The organism is Pseudochrobactrum sp. sp1633 (assembly GCF_030376605.1).
Lineage (GTDB): Bacteria > Pseudomonadota > Alphaproteobacteria > Rhizobiales > Rhizobiaceae > Pseudochrobactrum.
This window is the reverse complement of the sequence record NZ_JARRAE010000006.1, coordinates 212,116-235,226: the sequence shown is the minus strand read 5'-3', so window position 1 is coordinate 235,226 and position 23,111 is coordinate 212,116. Positions and strand designations below refer to the sequence as shown.

Here is a 23,111-nt window from a genome sequence, read left to right as displayed (position 1 = left end):
CCGGAATCATCTCATTGCCGGAATATGGCGCAGAGATATTTGCCCGCAGATTAATATTGTTTTTGCGTAATATATTTTTCTGATAAAATCCTCATCAGGCTCGGGAGGAGGAGCCTGTCAAAGCTTATCGTTTTCAACTTCACGTTATCAGCGGTACTAAAGGCCGGTTTGGCAGTCGTCGCCTTAACTTTGTAGTAAAATCAACATTTTTTGGCCTCGTTTGCGCATGATGTGCGGCCTGTTTTTCGCTGAGAATACTTTATTACTAAAATTAAAAATAATAGTTCAGGAGACAGGCAAATTATGGATGTGAGCAAACACCCCATAGCCATTGATCATGTGCCCTCATTCATAACGGCACCAGGGCAAACCGATGTTTTGTTTAATGTCGTGATTGTTTTTCTTATTTGCAGCATTTTTGCGGTTGGCACGCTTTACCTGCGGCTTCATGCTTTGCCGGAACAAATGGCGCATCGTACCAATAAAGTGCAGTTGCAGATTGTTGCTGTTCTGGGGCTGATTGCGCTCTTTACGCATAATCAGCTTTACTGGATTGCCGCATTGCTGCTGGCAATGATTGAGCTTCCGAATTTCATTGCGCCGGTATCTTCTATGGCCAAATCTCTGAACAGAATTGCCCGCAGCCCTCAGGTGTCGCCGGGCTATGTGCCTGCGTCAGCACCGGTTGAGCAGGAAACTGCCGTACCACCTGCTCCTGTGCATGAGCCTTTAGCAAGCAATGCTGAAGCCGCACATCCTTTGAAAGCAGAAGACAGTTATCCGCTTCATAATCAGGAACAGAACGGGGAGAAGAAATAATGCTGGAATTTCTGCTCTGTTCTATGGTGACAATTTTTCCGGATTATCTGTTCCGGCGATATGGTCAGGGTAAAATGATCGGAAGGGAGATAACACTTTACTCCGTCTGGTTTGAACTGCGCTGGGGAATAACAGCTTGTCTTATTCTCACAATTTCACTCATTACGATGATTTTTTACTATCATCCCTCTACCACCAATGTGACTGCCGCTTATCGTACTGTTACCATTCTGCCGGAAATTCCGGGGCGTGTTGAAGAAGTCTATGTTACGCGCTTTCAGAAAGTGGCGGCTGGTGATCCGCTGTTCCGTTTGGACAGTAGCAAGCAGGAAGCTGCAATGAAAACTGCAGAACAACGTATTGTTGAAGTGCAGGCAGAAACTGAGGTGGCAAAATCTGAGATTGCTGCAACAGATGGTGCGATACAGTCAGTTGAGGCAGCCTATTTGCAGGCGCAGATTGATCTCAATACACAGACTGAGTTGCAGCGCCGTAATCCGAATGTGGTTGCTCAGCGTGAGATTGACCGCCTGAGATCCAGCCTTGAAGGGCGCAAAGGCGCTCTGGCTGAGGCGATTGCCAAGAAGCAGACATTGCAAACCAAAATCAGCACATTGCTGCCTGCACAAAAAGCCAGTGCTGAAGCTTCGCTGGAAGAGGCACAGGTTCAGCTGGAAAAAACGATTGTGAGAGCCGGTGTTTCCGGCACTGTACAGCAGTTTACCTTGCGTAAGGGCGAGGTTGTAAATCCGCTGTTGCGTCCGGCCGGTGTTCTGGTGCCGGAAGGTGCAGGGCGAAACAGACTGGTTGCCGGTTTCGGGCAGATTGAAACGCAGGTTATCAAAGCCGGCATGATTGCTGAGGTCACCTGTATCGGCCAGCCTTTCACGGTTGTTCCTATGGTGGTGACCGAGGTTCAGGATGTGATTGCAGGCGGTCAGGTGCGTGCCAGTGATCAGTTGCTTGATGTTCAGCAGCTGGGACTTCCGGGAACAATAACAGCTACTCTGGAGCCGCTTTATGAAGGTGGTTTCGGGAATATTCCTCCGGGCAGCAATTGTATTGCCAATGCCTATACCAGCAACCATGAAGAACTGGAGGCCGGTACTGCCGGACCGCTGCGTACAGTGTTCTTACATGCTGTTGATGCTACAGGCGTTGTCCATGCTGCAATTCTGCGGATTCAGGCAATTATGCTGCCTGTGCGACTGCTCGTTCTGTCAGGACATTAATGCAAAGCGCGCCGGTGAAACCTCCGCCGGCGCGTATCTGCAAGGTTTCGTTGATTGTAAATTTGATTGCGCAGGTTTTTTAAGCGTGCTGAAACAAGCACCTGCGCCAGACACTGATATGCCATAATTTATCGCAAAGCATAGTTATCTTCTTATTTGTGCGGGGAAAGCTATGCATCGTTCACTATGTCTTTTTGGAAAAACTATTGCCGCCGGTCTTGTGATGACGGCATTTAACTTGCCTGCCTTCGCCGAAAGCCCAGCCAAAAAACAGCATATTGAAGTCGCCTTTGTGCTCGATACAACCGGTTCTATGGCTGGATTAATCGACGGTGCAAAACGTAAAATCTGGTCAATTGCCAATACAATTATTGATGTTAATCCCGATGCGGATATTCGCATGGCACTTGTTGCCTATCGCGATCAGGGCGACGAATATGTGCTGAAATCTTATGACATGAGTTCTGATGTGCAGGGGCTTTATGGCAAGCTGATTAAGCTTGAGGCCGATGGCGGCGGTGATACGCCTGAATCGGTCAATGAAGCGCTTGATGAAGCTGTGCGTAAGTTAAAATGGACAAAAGGCGATGACACAAAGCGCATTGTTTTTCTTGTCGGCGATGCACCGCCGCATATGGATTATCCAAATGTCTGGCAATATCCGCAGATTATGAAACGTGCGAAAGAAGAGGCAATAACCGTTAATACGGTACAGGCGGGGGATGATCCGGACACGACAAAAGTCTGGCGGGAAATCGCCCAGCTCGGACATGGCCGGTATATCGCTATTCCGCAGGATGGCGGGCGTATTACCATCATCGAAACGCCGTTTGATAATGATATTATTATCCTTCAGCAAAAAATCGATAAGACGGTTCTTCCTTACGGTAGTGGTAAGGAGCAAACAGATTTGCGTATGAAACTGGAAACAAAAGCGATGGCTCCCGCTGCGGTCCAAGTTGATAATTCTCGCTATTATTCCAAAAAAGGCGGAGCGAAAGAGGTTGTCACCGGTGGCGGTGACCTTGTGGCTGATGTGAAAAACGGTACGCAAAAGCTGGATGCGATTAAAGACGCTGAATTGCCTGAAGGCTTGCGTGGCAAATCGGCCAAAGAAAAGCAGGACATGATTGAGCAGCGCTCTCAGGAACGCGACAAGTTCGAAGACGCAATGGTTGAGCTTGTGACAAAGCGTGATGCCTATGTGGCAGAACAAAGTGCCAAGCAAAGCAAAGACGGTGCGAGCGACTCTTTTGATACTGCTGTGAAGGAAACATTGATCGAGCAGCTCAAGTAGCGATTTCTCCCGCGATATTGAGTCGTAATATCAGGGCTAAGGCGGGTGCATGTGTTGTGCCCGCCGCAGTGCCGCTCATGCGCTTGCCAGATAACTCAACCTGAAAAGATAAGCTGTTTTCGGAACTCTGAATTCCTATATGCGTTCATATATAACTGACAGGAGTTAAGTATGAGCGTGAAAAAGCTAGCTTTAGCAGCCATTGGCTTATTTGCCGGTTATAAATTTTACCGTGCCAGCAATCCTCAAATACCCGAAAATGTTGTGCCTGTTACAGGCTTTGATCTGAGCCGGTATTTGGGGAAATGGTATGAAGTAGGGCGCGTTGATAACCGCTTTGAGCGCGGTTTGATTAAAACCACGGCTGAATACACGCTTAACGGTGACGGGACAGTGAATGTTCTGAACAGCGGCGTTGACGCGAATTCAGGCCGTCACAAGCGCGCGTCCGGTACAGCTGTCTTCGTCCGCAGTCAAAATGAAGGCGCTCTCAAGGTCTCATTTTTCGGGCCGTTTTACGGGGGCTATAATGTGGTTGCCCTTGATGAGGACTATCAATGGTCAATTGTCGCAGGATCCAGCCCGCAATATTTTTGGGTTCTCTCACGCTCAGCTGAAATGTCCGAAGACTTAAAAGATCGTGCGTTTAAAGTTGCAAGGGAAGTCGGTATTGCGCCTGATCAAATTAACTGGGTTCAGCAGATTTAAACTATGGCTAAACAATAGCTCTCAGAAAATTTTTGATGAAAATACGCTTTCATAGATGATTTTTGGTGTTTTTTGATAAATGATCACTTGGACTTCTTTTCAACACAATGATCATTTATAGAGTGTTTCATGACATTGCTTATGAGCGCTGGAACGCGTCTGTTGCTCGCTAATGTCGTCATCAATTTATGCTTTTGACCACGGATGTACTGGCACTGGCAATTTAATGATGAGTAGGAAGGTCGGTGCAATTTTGCCCCGGCCTTTTTTATTGTGCCTCAGCCTTTTGTAGTGAACCTGTATATGACTTCAGGCTCTTCCAATATTTGCTTGAGATGCAAAATATTCGCCTGATGGATGGTAGTTTTCCAGAAATTATGGGCAGTGTGATTATCGCCTATGATACTTACCTCCCAGATCCCTTTATGTTTTTCCAGCAGGAGCAAGAAGGTGCTGCTGCCTATTCCGTTTTTGCGAAAGGCAGGGAGAATGTAGAACTCTGCAATTGCAAAGTCTGTCCCCAGTTGGGAGGGCGACCATTTGTTCACGAGAGCAAAGCCTGCAATCTGGTCATCTGCTTTGATAAGATACGGCCAGCGATCATCATCCCGCCAATAGGCATCAAAGTAGGGGTAGTCTGCGTCAACCTCGTCGTACTGGCTTAGTTCAGTCAAATAAGGTTGCATGAGAGCGTGCAGTTGCTGCTTCATATCAAGCGAGGCCAGAGTAACTGAAATTTCCACGAACACTCTCCTGTGGTTGATGTTCGCCGGTATCTCATAGATTGTAATGGCCGCAAAGGGGGAGAGGTCGGGCTCCTGTCTGCTTTGTATGTGTTTCCCGCAGAGGCGCTCAGATCTTATTCTAAGCGAATGTGCCCGCCCGAGGCTCTTTATCTGCGATATGCTCGTGGCAAAATATTTGGAAAAAATTTGAAATGTACTGAAACAGCGATCATGCCGCTTGTAGGCGTAGGGCATAAGGTCGTTGATGTATCGGCAGCACAATTGAAGATGACGGATTATTTTTGCGCCAGATTATCAGAAACGGAGCTGCATAAATCAGCAGTCGCTGTGTGTAGCGATTTTAAGCAGGTATTTGATTTTATTTGGAAGTTTGTTGGTAGCGGAGGACGGATGATGTCCTCCGACGGACTATAAGTCCTTGATATTTTTCTAGAAAAATCATGATTGTCTCACAATTTTAAGATATGTACCCACGTACAATAGTGAGAACAAAATAGCAAGGATGGACTTTTTAGGAACTTTCACCCATGCCTCTTCGGAGTGGTTTTTGATGCCTGGGTTGGTTTCATCCGCGGTGGCCGTCCGACATGTTTGCCGCGCAGTTTTGCTGCTGCCATGCCTGCTTTCGTCCGTTCGCTTATGAGTGAACGTTCGAATTCTGCTAATGCTGCAATCATGTGGAATAGTAGTTTTCCACCCGATGAACTGGTGTCGATGCTTTCGCTCAATGACCGAAACTCAACACCTTGTTTTCCCAGATTACTTACAAGCTCAACCAGATTGACCAAAGAACGCCCGAGACGGTCAAGACGCCAAACTATCAAGGTGTCGCCTTTTTGAAGTGCGCCTACTGCCAGTTGTAGTCCTGGTCGCTCAGACGAGGCACCTGATATCCCTTGGTCTGTAAAAATTTGATCGCATCCTGCCTGCTTCAGTGCGTCCATTTGCAAATCCATGCGTTGCACATCAGTAGAAACGCGAGCATATCCGATTTTTAAAGGATAATTACGGTGATTATATTTATTTTTCTTTGAATTGTTCTTGTTTTTCAATGCAGCATTCCTGCGCCTTTCTCTTAGTATCTGATTGGATTTCATGACTTTCCAGCCTCAAATTTGTTGACGAAAAGGGAAGCCTTTATAAATTCAAGTGTCGTCAACAAAATTGATGTGAAATTTTCTTCAGTTTTATTTCTGTCGGCCATTTTATAAGGCTTTTCTGAATTTATTAATCACCGACAATATTTGGATGAATTCTTTTGATAAAGGCTTCCCTTTACAAGCGCTTGTATTGAGGGGCATTTGGATAGCCCTTAGTTTCATTGGGGCAGAGATGAATAAGCTTGCGAGTGGGAAAAATATCTTCACCGTTTCAGGGAAAGTGACGAATAGCAGCGGTTGTGAAAACAACGCGAATATTGGTGATGTATATAAGTATCTCTATGTTGGAGATCAGCTTCTTCAGAAAACTATCGTTCCACATCCTTTGCAGAATTATCTTTTTGGTAATCGAAATCAAAAAACCTTCATAACGAAAAGTAGTGGTGTACATATTGTTACGGCAATACAAACGGATGACGGGATGAAGTATGCCAATTCGCTCGGCCATCTGGATCGAAAGAGCTGGGTCAAGGTATTACCCGTTTTTCTACTCCTGACATCACCACTGTCATGTGCCTTTAGTGGTGTCCCAATGGGCAATCCAGGGCCAATCATTACTTTAGTCGTTCTCGCATCAGGCTTTTGTTATCTTGCTGCACGTTCGTTTGGTGCTGCAAACCGCGCTTGGCGGTTAGTGGACAAGAACGTTGTTACTTTGAAATCCCAGCTCGGAGCATAATATGCGGCACCTCCTTATCCCATTGAGTGCTGTGGTATCGCTCTCGACGTCCGTTTTTTCTGCGAATGCTGCCAGTGATCCCTATGTTGGTGATTATGTGGGCAATTGTGAAAAGGCTCAATGTTTCATTTCGATCACGAAGAAAAAGGGTAAAAACTATCATCTGCGCTTCACAGCAGCAGAACCCATGGACGCACAGAAAATCCTTTGCAAAGCTGAAATCCCAATGAAGCGGGACAGCTTAAATTTCACAGTTCGGGAACAATATGCGGATGCTTTGATGGGTGAATATAAAAATGACCCACTCGTTTGGTTATTAGCTTTCGATAACGGTACTATTCACTTCTACATTGAAGATGCACCGTGCGGCGGGCGTTATGATATGAGCGGTGAGTATGGCGCTTACGGTGATTAGCATGAGAATATAAAAGCGGCCTCTTTTTTGTTCTGAGGCCGCTTTACAGCATTTTTAATGGGAGGGGGAGGATGCTGTATTCATAGTTTTCGCCAGAATATTCGCCGGCGCAATCCCATATTGATATCTGAGGAATACGGGCTTGAGCAGACAGTAACATTTCTGTCGGCGGATTGGCCTGTTTGACAGTGTCCAAAAGTTCCGAGCAAAATAAAACTCCGTGGTCAAAGGGCTGGAACCCTGCACGGAGTTTGTTTTTGAGGTCTCTTATGATGCTTAACGGCGGAAGAAAAGTAAAGCACCCTGTGATGCTGCGTTGAGCGTGGTGCTGAATACTCCCGTATTCAGCAATCAAGAGCACTCTACCCCACAAACCAAAAATATTGACAAACACTGCACTGGTCTGGATTTTTCTAATCCAGCAGGATTGCAGCAGATAAAAATTTTGCCGCCAGCGTTTATGACGCGTCGTGCAGAAGACAAAGAATTCTTTCATCAGCGCTACAAAGATCAACAAGCACTGGTTAAAGAACGGCTTGAGCTTGGTTACCGTCGGCGCGGCTACAAAGAACTTTCCGGCCATCAAGTAGGACCAGTTCGCGAAGAGGGGTTGCGTTCTGAAACACTAAAATCCAAAGCTGGTGAACTGTTCGTGGCTGCTGTGCCACGAAAACAAGATTTGCGAAGCAATTGGGGAAAGGGCTCGTTGGAACGGCTTCATCAAAAGCTCTTTTCGTTGGACGAGCCTTATGTTGAAGGAAACCGTAAATTTCTTGGCTTCCTACGCATAGACACGGATCGCATTTGGGCGTCAGTTGAGGAGTGTTGTCTGTTTTATCGGCTGCTTGCTCATGACGGACAAATAGCTTGCGAGCCACATTTCCTTGTCGGTTTGAAATTGGATGATGGGCGCTTTATCCGACCTCACGCAATCTGGATGCTACCGAAGGGAGCAGCTATCTGGAATGAACCGGGTAAGGAAGGCTGGAGACGTGGCCCTGTTGATCTGTTCCATTCTGTCTATTTCGGTCTTTGTCACGCGCTTCTTGAAGCGGGTGCCGATGCTGGTGCACCAGCTGCATCGCAGCAGGTAAAGTGTCCGCTCTCTCCAGAATGGCACACTGTTTGCCCGCAAGACGTTCGTTTTCCTGACTTGTCCGAACATGCCGAATATCTTGAACTGAACCACAATCGTGAAGTGCTGCTTCGGAGAGCAGCAGGTGTGCAGACCGGTATGGGGATTGTCGGCAGCAATGAGATTTTTAATTTCTGCCAGAAAAAGGCGTATGAGATTTTGAACGGCTGGCATTATTCTGCCGACGCCCAATTCAAGTTTGACTATCAAAACAAAACCTTTGGTTTGATCGTTGATCGGCTTCACACTGAACTTGAAGGCGCTTTAGTAAATGGTGCGGCACGATCTAAGCGCAATGATGCAGCACATGCGTCTCTGATCATTGCGAAGGTTGCGGAATATGCGGTTTCGCATTGGAACCCTAACATCTTACAACAGTCAAAAAAGAACCGTGGTGTTTTGATGCATGTTGTGGAAGGGCAGAAAACCCTAAAAGAGCGCCAAGTAACTGCTGCACAATATTCTGCTCAGAAAAACGCGGAACGCACATTAAACAGCATTGAAAATGCGATTAACAGTCTTTCCGATAAAGGCATTGGAGTCACTAAAGCCAATCTTGCGCGGGAAAGTGGGATTAGCCGTCCCACGATTAATAAATATTGGTCGGAGCTGACATTAAAATTCGGTCTCGATAAAATCTGAAATGACATGCCGCTAAGAAAATCCGATTAATCTCAGGATGTAAAAAACGGTGTATTGATAAAAAGCATGAAGCCATACGGCGTAGCTGAAAAATCCTTTTTCCAATTTCAAGGCTGCGCACAGTTCCAACCACGTATCTCACGATAACGGTGAAATCACTTAACCTCTGTCTGAGACATATCCGACAGCTGTAGTTATGGGCATGAATCTGGTGGCAGCCTGTTGATCACGAGTAGACCGGATGACAGGGGGCTTTTTGATGTGTCTCTCTCGCTATGCTTTGTAGGATATGCGTACGTCTTGTACGACGGCAGTGTAATAGACATGTCTGTTACACAAAAGGCTCCCACTAGACCCTCGGAGAGCCGATGTCTATGAGCAGTCGAAGACGTGGAGCGAATAGACGTAGTCGGTCACTACATCTTTCCGTTCTTGTTTCATTCACGCCGACCGGTGATCATTTTAGTCTAACCTCTATCATAGGAGACTGAACTTGGATTCCCGTCTTATGAAAATTTATGCTGATCTCAATGCTGTATGCGGTCTGATACAAGAAACAGAGCGCCAGCTTGCCGCTGGCATCGCGATGAAGCAGCAATAAAAATGGGGTTTCAATTCGCTCATATTGAAACTTATTCTCGTTCCGGTGGTCGGAGCGGAAAGCTGACTATAGCGGAAATTATTGCCGAGGCACGGCGGTCACCGGAAGCCTCGTTGCATGTTGAAAACCCAAAGAATCCTGTTCCTGTGTTTGGCTGTGATTTTGATGAGCTTTTGCGTCGTCACGATATAATGATCGAACAGGCACAGGAGGTACTGGCAAATGGCAAAAAGCGGGCAGTTAGAAAAGATACAGGCTCGCTTTTTACATGTGTTTTGTCGCATCCCGTGACGCCCGATGAATGTCGCAACGATACCGACGTCAAAACTGCCGTTGAAGCTTGGGCGAGGGATTCAGTGAAATGGTTGCGCCATGATCTGGAAGCGCGTGGCGGTACATTGGAGACCGTCATCATGCATCTAGATGAAACACATGTGCACCTTCATGCTTACGGTCTCCATTCTTCCGGCCATGCTGATCGGTTGCACCCTGGCAAAGTGTTCAAGAAACAAGCCGTGGAAGCTGCCATTGCGGACGGGCAGGAAAAGAAAACTGCGAACGCTATGGGCGACAAAGCCTATGTGGAAGCCATGCGAACATGGCAGGATTCATATTCAACCGATGTTGGCTTGCCACATGGGCTGACCCGCCTTGGTCCGGCGCGACGTCGCCTGACACGTGCAGAGTGGATGGTGGAAAAAGCTGTGGCCAAAAGCGTCCAGCAAGCGCAAACGATGGCAGCCACAGCAATGAAGGCTGCGAGAACAGCCGATGTTAATCGCAAGCAGCACGAAACAACAGCACAAAAGACCGTTGCTGATGCTAAATTGGAAGCGAAGTCCATTGTGCAGGATGCGTTGCATTGTTCAGATAAGCTTGTTGCTCGTGCCGACGCTGAGATGCGTAAAGCCCGTTCTGTTGCGAATTGGGTGCGAAATTTTTGGGATGGTTTGCGCATATCCTCAATCCGTAAATCTCTTTGGAAAGAGGCGCAGCCAATCATTGAGGGTGAACGTAAGCGTGCAACTGATGCCGAAAATCGTCTACAGAATGAAATTAGACGTCGGACGTCTGTCGAAACCAGACTTTCCAATAGTGCCCAGTCAATGCAAGCCATCATCAGTGATCGTGATCAATTGCGACGTCAAAGGGATCGGCTGCTTCATGCTAATGACGAGCGTTTCGAGGCAAATGGCCCAAAAATTCGATGACCTAAACATCATGCGACATCAATCTTCGCGCTCAATGCCCCGTTTCTGCGCGTTAGAATGTTGACAGCTCATAAAAACAGCCCAAAAACGTACCGCCGGTGGCTTTTTCATTCATAGTTTTCTCAACGCAGAAAATCGGAAATTATTATGGAAAAGAAAAAACGACGTCAAAAGAGCTGCTGGGAAATTGCTCTGGCACGGGCGCGCCTGGCGCGATGTCAGAAAAAGCATCCCATTCTGATTGGCTGGGCATTCATTGCAGCGCTGCTATCAATCCGCACACCTTTCATGCAGCCAGCTACGCCGCAACAATTCGACAGCGATAATGGCTGGTCAATATCTGATTATGAGCGTGGGTTTTCTACGACACCAAAACAACCGCGTGAACGCTACAATGAACAGCCGACACTAAAACGCTTGATGCGTGATCTTCGCCGCCCTGCCGCACGGGAGGATGCAAAGCAGTTTCTGTTGGCGCGTATCGATGACGTCGGATTACGAGGTTGGATCATTGACCAAATCCACCAGGAGAGAATTAATCGCCTTGCAGTACATGTTCGTCATGGCATGCATGATGCCAAAGTAATCACATCATGGCAGGCTGAATTTGATGCTGAAAAAACTACTGCCAATAAAGCTATAAATGAGGCCTTAACTAACGTGCCAAGCCCCCAAATTTAGGTAGTGCTAAACCTTTGCGAGTGGACTGGAGGATATCGTTTTTCTGCCAGAGTCCGAGGGAGTCTGTTGGACGATGGTCGAAGTAAACGGAATGACAGAATCGGGAAGAAGGAAGATTCGTCTTGACCTCCACTCTCCTTCATCTTGTAAGCACAGAATACCTATCAATCTTATGTGGCACCTGCGCCTGGCTCTTGATATTGTAAACTCAGAAGTATCAGGGGGTATTCGTGGATAGCAGTCAGTATATTTCATTGTCACGACGATTTGTCGAAATTCAATCGATAGATTTTGAGAATGAACCGGACAGTATTTGGGCTTCGCTTGCAATGCGCAAAACTGGAAAAACGTGGGAAGAAATTCTCTCGAATGATGTATCTATTCTCCTTGGTACAGCTGGCTCTGGCAAGACAACTGAAGTTCGACAGCAAGTGCAGCGCCTCGTTGAGGCAGGACAAGACGCATTCCTACTGCGACTGGAGGCACTACAAGACGGGTCCTTGGCGGGTTCATTCGACTTCGGATTAGATGACCAGGGAGAGCGTTTCGACATTTGGAAGCGATCAAAAAAAGGTGGATTTCTGTTTTTTGATGCTTTGGATGAGGCTCGTCTACCTTCGTCACGCAATGAAAGTGCGCTTGAAAAAGCCCTCGACACTGTTTCTCGAGAAATTGGACGACGACTGGCACCTATACATGTTGTGATCACAAGTCGTCCAAGTGAGTGGCTTGGGGATGGCGATGTAAGACGTCTGACTCGGTTCATTAGACAGACACGAAATTCCAAACAAGAGTTGGATGCAATCGATCTAAGTTGCAGAACTTTTCGCCTTGCACCGCTTACTACCGGAGACATCGAGAAACTTGCTGTGGCTCGCGGCGTGAACTCCTCGGGCTTCATTAGCGCCGTAAGCGCTAATCTTGCCATTGGTCTCATTCAGCAACCGTTGGATGCGCATCTATTCTTGGATGTTTGGAAAAAGGCCGTTGATGAAGGCCGAGCACCCGAGTTGGTTTTCAAGTCTCGACTTCAAGTCATGCGCTATTTGGTTGCGTGGCGGCTATTCGGCAGATCAGAAAGTAAAGATCGGTTAAACATTGATATTAACCGAGCAAGGAAGGCCGCGGCTAAGCTCGCCGCTTTCGTGGTCTTGTCAGGCGAGCGGGATTTTACGGTACTCCCATTGACTGCAGGTGATGCCATCAATGCAGCTCAGATCCTGTCTACGGACGTGGATTCATGGACTGGTCCGGAAGTCCGCGAGCTGCTAGCCTGCGGGCTTTTCCAGCCATCAGTCGGGGGACGCATCAGGTTCGCGCATCGAGAGATTCAGGACTTTCTTGCAGCTGAGCATTTCGATGAGAGTTTGCGAGCCAGAGCGCATTCCGAACGCACAATCGCGCCGCTCCTTGCAGAGGGGTTGGGGCTTCGTTCGATCCCACAATCGACTGAGCACGTCATGGGTTGGCTAGCGGCCTTGAATGGTTCGACAAAGGCAGTTGTAGCAAAAATAAGGCCTGCCCTTCTCATCGAAACCGGAGACCCACAATCATTATCTATAGGCGACAAGGAGGTCGCTCTACGTAATCAAGCACGTCTCTATGACGATATCCGATATAGAGGTGAGTGGTTCTCGCATGATGATGTAAAGCGTTTCACTCATCCTGAGTTGTGGCCTGTAGTTGATGAACTCCTAGATAAATCTAGTTCTCCTGAATTGACGGATTTTTTAATTGAGATTGCACGTTTTGGTCAAATGAAGTCGCTTGCCCCAAAACTGGCGGGCTATGTTAGAAATCCAGACATTGGCTATCGGAGCAAAGCGGAAGCATGCGCAGCACTTGATGAATTTGAGGACCAAACCTTCCGAGCAGATATCTTGTCAGAAGCTCTGATGGCCACACCACCAAACGTAGAGGATACTGACACCGCACCGAACTGGAATATGTTCCAGCTTAAGGCCCTAAAATACGTCCTTGGCGAAGCCACACTGCTCGACACTATTAGTATTCTTTCAAGAATTCAGAGGGAGCGCGCGAACTATTCATCCGCAACGTCTAAGTATTTAATCGAAATAGTTGATGGTCTGTTGAAATCGGAGAAGCAGATTTGGTTATCCATTTTGTTGCGCTTTGCGTTTTCTGGCCGTGACGAGAACCGGTACCGAATGCCCAATGCTTCGGCTCGATACAAAAGGTTTGTGCCAGCAATCGTTTACCTAGCGTCCGAACTAGTTGTTGATGAAGATGTTCGTCCTGACGACAGTGACTTGCTCGACGCCGTCGAGATGGCGTTGGTCAAAGATGATAGGATCGACGTATTCAGTCTCAAGACACCAATGAAGAGATTAGCGGATGGCCTCCGGGCAAGATCCGAAGTGAAACACGCTCTCATTCAACGACGAGTAGCTTTGTTCCCTGAGCGCGTTCAGAGAGGCCGCGTTCCGTTTGGAGCGATCTACCCCTTGGAAATTCGTGACAAAGAAGAAAACGGATACCTTTTCCATCACTCTGATGTATTTCACTATTGTGAACTTGCATCGGAAGCAACGGATCTATCCAAGCGGGCATTATATCTCGATTTGGCGAAAACAATTTTAGGCAACCTCCGAGGAGATGATCACGAGTATGCGTTAGGTCAGCTTAGGCAGTGCCTCAAGAAATATGGAGACAAGGAGCAAACGCGCCAATTCGGTATCCATGGTTGGCTTCTTCGAACGATATCGCGCTGCCAGCATCAATATCGCTATGACGTCGACAGGTGGCTTAAGGACAAGAAGGAAGCTTTGCAGTCTTGGAGATCAGCTCGCAAGAATCGAAAGTTCATAATGAAAAACCGCAGAGAGATTTCTGCAGGTGACTTCGACAACAGCAACGCCATTTGGCTTTTTGAAAAAGCACCAAATGAGCTTGGGACTGGAACTATCCGTGCTGTCAATGAAGAATATGGTGCTGAGATTGCCAATCTATTCAGCGATGGCTTGCGGCAATATTGGAAGACCCATGACACCAGTTACGCTGAAAGACGAACATACCTAGGCCACATAGGCCTAGCCGGCGTCAACCTGGATTATTCATATGGTGAGTTGCCTAGTGACGCCGATCTTGCGCGAAAGGCCTTTCGTTACGCTTTCCACGAATTAAACGGCTTTCCCGAGTGGGTTGAGGAATTGGCGACTAACTTCCCAACTCAATTTTGCTCCGAAGTCAAAGGTGCATTGTTGGCGGACTTTAACTCTGAGCACTGTGACGGCGGCGACCAAGTATCAGATTGCATAAGTAAAATCGCCTACTCTGGCAGCGGAATCAGGAACCTTGTGGCTCCGATGCTTCTGCGGATGCTGATGATTGCTCTTCCAAGAAACCGTCGCGATAGAATGCTCTGCCTTGATATCGTGGCTCGGGCCCCAACTGTCGAGCTAAACCGCCTATCTAGGTTTCTTGTCTCGGGCTATCGGGCTGCAACTACCCGTTTCGATTTCCGCGAGGCGTGGGAGTGGCTTGATGGGATAATGAATGCGAACTCCGGTGCCGCGATAAACGTTTTGGCCTTAACGTTTACTGAATTGGACAGCGTAGCGCAGAAAGCGCTCTACTTCGAATTTTTGGCGCGCGAAGAGAACAAGCCTGCTCTCGTGGAAGGTGCGGGCCATGTGCGAAGGGAGTATGGCCGGGATTCAAATCTGCTGGAGTGGTTGGTTCGGGCATCATATTTAGCATGGCCGCCTGAGAAGGATGTAAGGCACGAGAGTGTTTATTCACCGGGAAAAAATGACCATGCAGAGAGTAGCCGACGAAATTACATCAATATGTTGGTGGCGTTGCAAACGCCTGATGCGATAGATGCACTTGCTCGGCTGTCACGATCAAAGCAGCTTTCCAGTTACCGAGATACGTTTCTGTATCAGATCGAATTGATGAGACGTAAGTCGGGTAGACGCGCAGAACTTTCGCGCGATGAGGCGATTCAGTTTCTGAACGATCAATCCAAGCCGCCTGCAAGCGTGGAGGAGTTCAGAAAACTCTGCCAAATACATTTAGAGGCATTATTAGAAAAACTTCATACCTCTGACGATGATGAAAGCGCATTCTTTAGACGTGGACACGCGAAGGAAGGCGACCTAAGGAACTGGTTGGCAGGCCGCCTTAGAGATGTTGGGGAACGCTATTATACCGTTATACGGGAGCAAGAAGTTGCAGGCGAGAAGCGGCCTGATCTAAGGTTGCATTCAAGATTTGAATTTTTGGGGAAAGTGTCGGTCGAGATTAAACTTGCTGAAATGAAACATTGGACTGGGAACCAACTGGTGAGTACTCCTAGTGAACAACTTTCAAATCAATATCTTTTCGAGACGTCATCTCACACCGGTATCTATGTACTAGTCAATGCTTCTCATCCTAGAAAGGTTGAGAAAGACAAGAAGACTAAGAAGGTAAAAAGAAGCGCTTTCCGGAAAACTGTCGATGGTAAGGCTGTTAACTTCGAGGAGCTCGTAAAATGTGTACAAGAGAAATGTACGGCAATAAATCAAGTACGCAATGACGGTAAGAAAGTGATTGCTATAACTCGTGACATTTCAGAGAAGCCGTCTGATACGATTTAATATTCGCGCTGAAATCTACTCCTCTCCTGAAAGACACAGAAATGATATTTCGTTGGTCATAGGCGATCAGATGCTTTCATGCATCCATTAATGATGAGTAGGCAGTCTGGGTGGGACCTTAATATTGTCCGGGCGGTTGAACGCAAGAGGAGTAACGTAGGCTCATGAAGAGGCGTGTCGTTATCAATTTGGATATAAGAGTTGATAGTTTCTGCTATAGAAAGCTCCTGCATCGTTCATTGATATTTATGAAATCAACTTTTCTCAACGTATCAACCAAATTTTTGACGATAAAACTCTGACCAGTTCGTGCGTTGTAGCCATGGCTTTGCAATAGACAATTCTCCCGCATCTGCTTTTTCTTTAGTGGCAAGAAGCGTCTCGGTCATGAACTGAATCTCACGCGATGAGGTTTCGGTAAGTTCTTTAAGGTCGCGCGGTGACAGTCGTTTTTTCGAGCCATAATGTGCAGGAATGTCGTTTCGTATAGAATGCCCCATAAGCATGTTACGGCCCCTGTTGCTGATGCCGGTAGAATCCAAAAATTGCGCATATGAGTGACGTGCCGAGTAAGCTGTGACATTGGCGCGTTTGATACCTATCTTTTGTTTGAGATATTGCCAGCTTTTAGTGATCGGCTGCCCCCAGCGTATTTCGCCATTGGGCTTTGGATATGGTTCCCATTCTGGAAATAATGCGGTGCAGCCACGTTGCTTCAGGTCTTTCACACGATCCATTAGACCGAGTTCAAGAACGAGAGGATGAATGGGAATGACGCGTTCAGAGCCGCTAGTTTTAAGCTTAACTACTTCTTCTAGTGGTACTCGCCCTTTCTCTGGGTCGAATGAGCGCAAATCGAAATAGAAAACCTCATCCACTTCTTTGATATGGCTGGCATCTAGCTGACCAAATTCACCAATGCGCATGCCGTGTAAAATCAGGATAATGTAGCCCCAATACAGGTGTGACTGGACGAAAACCTTTCCAGGTTGCCATATTTGTTTTTCTGTCTTGCAGCCTTGAAATAAGGGTTGAGAGAAAATTTTGACGATTTCGTCATATTCAAAAGCATCACGTGTGAGCGACGTCAGATTTTTACCGCTAACAGTATTGAAGATCGGTTTCGGCTGCGCGTAATAACCCTTCTGAATGAGCCAGCCAAAGAACTTTGATAGTGAATTATGGTAGCCATTGCGCAGACGTGCTTCGGTCAGACGCTTAAGATTTTCCCATCCATGCTGCTGTGCATATGCGTATCGCTTTGATAGCGATGTGCACTGGTCACGAGGGATTTTCACACGATCTGGAATGTCTGGTAGCATTTTATCAAGCTGTATTGCATCCTCTGCACTGAATTGGTGAACGGGATTATCACCCATTTGGTCAATCAAAAACTGCACAATGAGCTCGACGTCGCGACGACTGTCTTTGCTGCCGTCTGCGGTTTCCAGATATTCTGCCAATGCCACTGAAAAGCAGGGGCTGGTACTTGTGGGGATGAGATTATCAGAAGGGGCAGGGGATGATGTGTAAGGTATAACGGAGGGAGCTGCTAGGCTTACAGGCGGCTGAAAACTGGTCGGTACTGCACCAAATTCAATTGCAGCTCTCATATCTGATCGGCCACGTTCATATTCTATGACGCGCTCTGCTTTGCGCTGATATGCTTCTGCTTCGACATTTTGCTGGATGAATAGCTTAAGCAGTTTGGAAAATTCCGGCTCAATCATATCCGGATCGCAATTGATTGCTCTAGCTTTCCGGTTAAGGCTTTTAAGAAGGTCCTCAAAGCAGGCACGAGCAAACAGTCGCTCATCTGTAATGGGCCATGAGTCACGCAGATATATTTGAAGCTCTTTTGTATTCTTTTGAAACAAGGCTACGTAATCGGCACTATCATTCATTCGGTGGAACCATCGCAAACATTCTGCAAGTCTTAGCAACGCCAATCTGTAATCGCTGGTTTGTAAAGACGCTCGATAAAGTGGTCGGCCAATCAGTGGCATAAGCGTAGATGAAAAGCGAATCTGAATATGATATCGGCCATCGCGCCGGGTCAGATAAGAAGAGCGAGCCATGACATCTCCGCGTACATGAGCGTGAGATGTATCACAATTACCGGAACCCCTGCGGTACGATAAATGCTTGATTTTTCATGAAAAATAAAATGGTAGCGGAGGACGGATTCGAACCGCCGACACAAGGATTATGATTCCTCTGCTCTAACCTACTGAGCTACTCCGCCCCACGATGCTTCGAAGCTTTTCAGCTGCTTCGCGAAGCAATGTTCTCGTTGGGAACGGGGGTCGTATAAGTCGGTATGCGCATAGCTGTCAAGCGCTGTTATGCATTAATCGGTATTGTAATCCATCTTTTGCAAAGTTATTGAGTTTTCAACAAGCAAAGGCAGAAAATTATGGCACCGCGTATAGCAGTTCTCGGTTGTGGCTATTGGGGCAACAATCATATCCGTACTCTTAAAGGTCTGGGCGTTCTGGCTGCGGTCAGTGATATTGATCCGGCTCGCTCCGCAAAATTCGCAGCAGACTATGATGTTGCGCAAATCAGCGTCGATGATCTTTTTGATTCCAAAGAGATTGACGCCATTGTTATGGCGCTTCCGGCGCAGTTTCATGCGCAATATGCAATTCGTGCTGCGGAAAGCGGTAAAGATGTTCTGGTTGAAAAGCCGATCGCTCTGACTGTTGCCGATGGCGAGGCAGCGGTGCAGGCGGCTCAGAAGCATGGCCGTATTTTTATGGTTGGCCATATTCTGCGTTTCCATCCGGCTTTTGAAAAGCTTCTGGAACTGGTGCAGGCCGGTGAGCTGGGCAAAATCGGCTATATTCAGGCGCACCGCATTGGTCTTGGCAAATTCCACGGCCAGAATGATGCTTTGTGGGATCTTGCCCCGCATGATCTTTCAATGATTCTGGCGCTGACCGGCTGTGAGCCTTCCGCCGTGCGCGGCGAAGGTGCGGCAATGGTCGATCATTTGAGCGATTTTGCACATCTGCATATGGAATTCCCGAACGGTATCCGCAGCCATTTGTTCGCATCGCGCCTGAACCCGATCATGGATCGTCGCCTTGCCGTTGTCGGTGATAAGGCTATGGCTGTTTTTGATGATGCTGAGCCTTGGGAACGCAAACTTACTCTCTATCGCCACAAAGTCTGGCAGCAAAACGGTCAGGTCGCATTTACAAAGGCTGATCCTGAATATGTGCCGGTACAGGAAGGCATGCCGCTGACCCGCGAATTGGAACATTTTATTCATAGCATTGAGACGCGCGAAACACCCCGTACCAATGGGGATGAGGCTGTAAGCGTGTTGCGTATTCTGACCAAAGGCACTGTGAACCATCCGGCAGGCTGAGCGGAATCACAAATATTTGAGATATCCGGCTCTGTGTCATGCTGACGGTGCTGCTAAATTGCCCCATAGTGTGGCTGACAGAGGGAGCCGATCAGGTTCAATCTATGTGGACAGACTGCGGGAGTACAATAAAACAAAGAGATAGAGCGGCTTTTCTGGTGTAAGAAACGGACAAGCCGCTCATCGCGACTGCTACGCGGAATACCGGGAGACGCGACATTCCGTAATTGCTTCAAGCTGTGTTACATTATTTGCTAAACCGTGAATGATCAGACATGGCGAAGTCTCTCTCGAGAGACTAAATACTACTCGATTCGCTGGTGCGCGCGTGCATGGTGCGGATCAATTGATATTGGAGCCGACATGCAATTCATCGATCTTGTGAGCCAGCGCGCTCGCATTGAAGACCGTCTTAACGCTGCTGTTCTCAAGGTTGTAGCGGAAGGCAAGTATATTCTCGGACCGGAAGTTGCTGAGTTTGAGAAGCAGCTTGCTGACTATGTTGGTGTCAAGCATGTTCTGGCCTGTGCCAATGGCACAGATGCGCTGCAAATGCCGCTGATGGCTATGGGCGTTGGCCCTGGCGATGCAGTTTTCTGCCCGAGCTTTACCTTTGCCGCAACCGCTGAAGTGGTGGCGCTGGTTGGCGCGGAAGCTGTTTTCGTCGATGTCGAAGAAGACACCTACAACATGAACACCGAACAGCTGCAGGCCGCTATTGATGCGGTGCGCAAAGAAGGCCGTCTGACGCCAAAAGCGATCATTCCGGTTGATCTGTTCGGTTTGCCTGCTGATTATCGTGCGATTATGGCAATCGCTGATAAAGAAGGCCTCAAAGTTATCTCTGATGCTGCCCAGTCTATCGGCGGCAAGCGCGACAACGCCATGTGCGGTTCGTTCGGCCATGTTGGTGCGACCAGCTTTTACCCTGCCAAGCCGCTCGGCTGCTATGGCGACGGCGGCGCAATCTTTACCAATGATGATGAACTGAACGATGTTCTACGCTCCATCCATTTTCACGGTAAGGGCGAAACCCAGTATGACAATGTTCGTATTGGTCTGAACTCCCGTCTGGATACCATTCAGGCTGCAATCCTGCTGGAAAAGATGGCTATTCTCGAAGACGAAATGGAAACCCGTCAAAAGGTTGCCAATCGTTATGCAGAAGGTCTGGGCGATATTGTCAAAGTAACCCGTCCTGCCAGCGGTATTCGCTCCGCATGGGCGCAATATTCGATTGAAACCGAACGCCGTGATGAGCTGAAAGCCCATCTGCAGGCTCAGGGTATTCCGTCGGTTATCTATTATGTGAAGCCGCTGCATCTGCAGACTGCGTATAAGCATTATATGGTTGCGCCGGGTGGTCTGCCTGTATCCGAAGCTTTGCCTTCGCGTATTCTCAGCCTGCCAATGCATGCCTATCTCTCGGGTGAAGATCAGGAACGCATCATTGCAGCGATTCGTGAGTTTCACGGTAAATAATCAAAGCATATAGCTTGATGTAATTTGACTTGAGGCCGGATGGAAACATCCGGCCTTTTGCTTTTGCAGGCGGGCAATGTTTTGGGCTGATTGAAGCTGAAGATTTAAACTTGAATTGAATATTCATATTATAAGGTGTTAGGTATCGGGCAATTCAGGCAGACGAAATACTCTGGCATGCCCAAATTGCAGGAGATCTTATGAACAAAGCTGTTTTCATCGCGCAGACACAAGTTGCATCCGCTGAACCGGAAAAACTGTTTGAAACCTTGCTTACTGCTTATGGCGAGCACTATCCGGTTGAACGGACTGACGGTGCAGGCACAATTCCGTTTTTGATGGGAACGGCGACACTGAAGCTTGAGGATGAGAGTTTTCTGGTGACAGCTGAGGCTGCGAATGAAGCTGATTTGTCCTATCTCAAATTCGCGATTGCTGAAGGTATTGTCCACCATGCCGGTGCGCAGGAACTGAATTTTTTCTGGGAGGGCGATGGTGCGGGCGAGGGGTATCTGCCGCCGTTTTTCCGTGAGATGACAGTGATTGCGGTGCAAAATATTACGCCGCATATGCGCCGCATCCGGTTACGCGGCAATGATCTGGCACGCTTTACAACAGGTGGGCTGCACATACGCCTGCTGCTGCCGCCCAAACCTCCGCTGGAGGTGAAGTGGCCGCATCTGGGGGCAGATGGGCGTCCTGTCTGGCCGGATGGTGAATATCGGCTGATGAACCGTGTTTATACGATCAGGGATATTCATGTAGCGCAGGGCTGGGTCGATATTGATATGGTTGTCCATCCCAGCACCATTGCCGCGCCGGGCACAGAATGGGCGATACAAGCGCAACCCGGTGATATTGTTGGCATGACCGGCCCCGGTGGCGGGGATGCAGGTGAGGCTGATATTTATACGCTGATTGGTGATGAGACGGCTTTGCCGGCAATATCCCGTATTCTGGAGCGTCTGCCAGCCACGGCCACAGTGATCGTGCGCATTGAAGTGGCGGATGAGGCAGAAGAGCAGGCTCTGCAAACACAAGCGCAGCTTGATCTGAAATGGCTGCATCGCAATGGTGCCGATGCCGGAACGACGACGCTGTTGATTGATGCTGTTAAAGATGCGGCGCCGGTGCAGGTTGAAGGCCAGCGCATTTTTGCCTGGGCCGGATGCGAATTCGATGCGTTTAAAGCTATTCGCAGTTTTTGGCGTAAAGAGTGTGGATTAAAGCGTGAAGAGCATATGGCCGTTGCCTATTGGCGGCGTGGCGTTGCTGAAGAAGATTGAGGATTTCTCGGCACCACATTGAAGTGATGCTGAGAAATATACAGGGTCAGGCCGTAATGTTTTTGATGCGGCCGGCCAGACTTTTCGGTTTGTTTTTCTTTGAAGACAGCGCAGCCTCAGGGGTTTCCGGTGTGTCTTTCAGGATCGAGCGCACAGGAGAGTTTTCTCCTTCCTGCTCAGCGGTTCTGGCAACCATTTCGGCGGCAAGATCGCTGATGGTTTCGCGCAGTTTATAATCCTGATCGCTCAGCGTCCGGCTCTTGTTCTCAGACGTGCTTTGCGTGGTTTTGATATGATTGCCCTGTCGTTCAAGTTTTTCCTGAGCGTCAGAAAGCTCTGTGATCAGACGATGCAGTTTTTCCTCAAGTGCCTGATTACGCTGCTTCTCACTTTCAAGAGATGTTTTCAATGCTGCCACCTGAGAAGCCAGTTCTGACTTTAAACTATTGAGTTGCTTTTTTTCCTGACGCAGATCGCTTGCCTCGCGGCGCAGACGGTCTGCCTCAGTTTCACGTCCAGTTACTTCGAGACGCAAAGTGTCGCTGAGCTTGCTCAGCGCTTCATTCTGCCGTTGTAACCGGCCATGTTCCTCTACTGCAGCCTGTTGTTTCTGCCGTAATTTATTCAGATCATCCTGCAGAGCGTTTAATTGCTGCCGGTCATGTTTCTGCTGAATTTTGGAAATGTCCAGCTCTTGCTGCAATGCAGGGATTTTTTCCAGTTCGCTATGGTCTGTGCTGATTTTCAGCAGAGCCTGTGTATGCTTTTCACGCATCGTCACAGTTTGCATTTCAGCTTTTCGCAATTCAACGGCATGGGATGCACGAAGCAAATCACGGTCAGCCTCAATCGCAGTCAAAGACAAGGGAAGTTGTGCGGCCATTTGCTTTTGCCACAAATAATTTGCGCGCCGCCAGAATAACGGTGCTGCCAGCAATACCAGAAATGCTGCGCATAAAAAGCCCAGCAGAAAAACCAGTGCGGATTGTATCACGATCTGCCGATCTCCGGTGCTGTCAGATTATGACATGAATGCA

At 48.0% G+C, this 23,111-nt stretch carries 18 protein-coding genes and 1 tRNA gene; 14 read left to right on the top strand and 5 right to left on the bottom strand.

Features of this window, described 5'->3' with window-relative positions; translation table 11 throughout:
• Positions 1–303 precede the first annotated feature (303 nt).
• The 4 genes from P8H26_RS09310 to P8H26_RS09295 all read left to right on the top strand — a co-directional run bounded on the left by P8H26_RS09310 (position 304) and on the right by P8H26_RS09295 (position 4,056).
• On the top strand, positions 304–819 hold the full coding sequence (locus P8H26_RS09310) for a hypothetical protein (protein ID WP_289632650.1): 516 nt from the start codon (positions 304–306) through the stop codon (positions 817–819).
• Positions 819–2,051: an HlyD family secretion protein gene (locus P8H26_RS09305; protein WP_289632649.1), complete on the top strand. Its 1,233-nt coding sequence runs from the start codon at positions 819–821 to the stop codon at positions 2,049–2,051. Before P8H26_RS09310 ends, P8H26_RS09305 begins: the two co-directional genes overlap by 1 nt.
• 172 nt (positions 2,052–2,223) lie before the next feature.
• Complete coding sequence (locus P8H26_RS09300) at positions 2,224–3,348, top strand: vWA domain-containing protein (RefSeq protein ID WP_289632648.1); 1,125 nt, start codon at positions 2,224–2,226, stop codon at positions 3,346–3,348.
• 171 nt (positions 3,349–3,519) lie between these two features.
• On the top strand, positions 3,520–4,056 hold the full coding sequence (locus P8H26_RS09295; protein ID WP_289632647.1) for a lipocalin family protein: 537 nt from the start codon (positions 3,520–3,522) through the stop codon (positions 4,054–4,056).
• A 278-nt stretch (positions 4,057–4,334) separates the two neighbouring features.
• Here P8H26_RS09295 and P8H26_RS09290 read toward each other — a convergent pair whose 3' ends face one another.
• Complete coding sequence (locus P8H26_RS09290; RefSeq protein ID WP_289632646.1) at positions 4,335–4,799, bottom strand: GNAT family N-acetyltransferase; 465 nt, start codon at positions 4,797–4,799, stop codon at positions 4,335–4,337.
• A gap of 12 nt (positions 4,800–4,811) precedes the next feature.
• Between P8H26_RS09290 and P8H26_RS09285 the strand changes: the two genes are divergently transcribed.
• Entirely contained in the window at positions 4,812–5,216 is a 405-nt protein-coding gene (locus tag P8H26_RS09285) for a hypothetical protein (RefSeq protein ID WP_289632645.1), read from the top strand.
• A gap of 107 nt (positions 5,217–5,323) precedes the next feature.
• Here the strand turns inward: P8H26_RS09285 and P8H26_RS09280 are convergent, their stop codons facing one another.
• The gene (locus P8H26_RS09280) at positions 5,324–5,899 is read right to left on the bottom strand and encodes a recombinase family protein (protein WP_308446662.1); all 576 of its coding nucleotides are present in this window, start codon (positions 5,897–5,899) and stop codon (positions 5,324–5,326) included.
• A 151-nt stretch (positions 5,900–6,050) separates the two neighbouring features.
• Between P8H26_RS09280 and P8H26_RS09275 the strand changes: the two genes are divergently transcribed.
• The 6 genes from P8H26_RS09275 to P8H26_RS09250 all read left to right on the top strand — a co-directional run bounded on the left by P8H26_RS09275 (position 6,051) and on the right by P8H26_RS09250 (position 15,930).
• On the top strand, positions 6,051–6,641 hold the full coding sequence (locus P8H26_RS09275; RefSeq protein WP_289632644.1) for a hypothetical protein: 591 nt from the start codon (positions 6,051–6,053) through the stop codon (positions 6,639–6,641).
• A 1-nt stretch (position 6,642) separates the two neighbouring features.
• Positions 6,643–7,056 carry a hypothetical protein gene (locus P8H26_RS09270; RefSeq protein ID WP_289632643.1) on the top strand — a complete coding sequence of 138 codons (414 nt, stop codon included), beginning with the start codon at positions 6,643–6,645 and terminating at the stop codon, positions 7,054–7,056.
• A 322-nt stretch (positions 7,057–7,378) separates the two neighbouring features.
• Entirely contained in the window at positions 7,379–8,833 is a 1,455-nt protein-coding gene (locus P8H26_RS09265; protein ID WP_289632642.1) for a hypothetical protein, read from the top strand.
• Positions 8,834–9,436: 603 nt separating this feature from the next.
• On the top strand, positions 9,437–10,645 hold the full coding sequence (locus P8H26_RS09260; RefSeq protein ID WP_289632641.1) for a hypothetical protein: 1,209 nt from the start codon (positions 9,437–9,439) through the stop codon (positions 10,643–10,645).
• Between the two features lie 147 nt (positions 10,646–10,792).
• Positions 10,793–11,326 (top strand): hypothetical protein, encoded by a 534-nt coding sequence (locus P8H26_RS09255; protein WP_289632640.1) that lies wholly within the window; start codon positions 10,793–10,795, stop codon positions 11,324–11,326.
• 230 nt (positions 11,327–11,556) lie between these two features.
• Positions 11,557–15,930 carry an NACHT domain-containing NTPase gene (locus P8H26_RS09250; protein ID WP_289632639.1) on the top strand — a complete coding sequence of 1,458 codons (4,374 nt, stop codon included), beginning with the start codon at positions 11,557–11,559 and terminating at the stop codon, positions 15,928–15,930.
• Between the two features lie 272 nt (positions 15,931–16,202).
• On the opposite strand, the gene P8H26_RS09245 is transcribed toward P8H26_RS09250, so the two are convergent.
• Together P8H26_RS09245 and P8H26_RS09240 are read right to left on the bottom strand one after the other, a co-directional pair.
• Positions 16,203–18,008: a site-specific integrase gene (locus P8H26_RS09245; protein ID WP_289632638.1), complete on the bottom strand. Its 1,806-nt coding sequence runs from the start codon at positions 18,006–18,008 to the stop codon at positions 16,203–16,205.
• 90 nt (positions 18,009–18,098) lie between these two features.
• Positions 18,099–18,175: transfer RNA gene (locus P8H26_RS09240), tRNA-Met, on the bottom strand.
• Between the two features lie 171 nt (positions 18,176–18,346).
• Here P8H26_RS09240 and P8H26_RS09235 point away from each other — a divergent pair.
• The 3 genes from P8H26_RS09235 (at position 18,347) to P8H26_RS09225 (ending at position 22,074) form a co-directional block, all read left to right on the top strand.
• Positions 18,347–19,306 (top strand): Gfo/Idh/MocA family protein, encoded by a 960-nt coding sequence (locus P8H26_RS09235; protein ID WP_289632637.1) that lies wholly within the window; start codon positions 18,347–18,349, stop codon positions 19,304–19,306.
• A gap of 363 nt (positions 19,307–19,669) precedes the next feature.
• Positions 19,670–20,788, top strand: coding sequence for a DegT/DnrJ/EryC1/StrS aminotransferase family protein (locus P8H26_RS09230; RefSeq protein WP_289632636.1), 1,119 nt, complete (start codon positions 19,670–19,672; stop codon positions 20,786–20,788).
• A 200-nt stretch (positions 20,789–20,988) separates the two neighbouring features.
• Positions 20,989–22,074, top strand: coding sequence for a siderophore-interacting protein (locus P8H26_RS09225; protein WP_289632635.1), 1,086 nt, complete (start codon positions 20,989–20,991; stop codon positions 22,072–22,074).
• 46 nt (positions 22,075–22,120) lie between these two features.
• On the opposite strand, the gene P8H26_RS09220 is transcribed toward P8H26_RS09225, so the two are convergent.
• Positions 22,121–23,068, bottom strand: a complete 948-nt coding sequence (locus P8H26_RS09220; RefSeq protein WP_289632634.1) for a hypothetical protein — start codon at positions 23,066–23,068, stop codon at positions 22,121–22,123.
• Positions 23,069–23,111 lie beyond the last annotated feature (43 nt).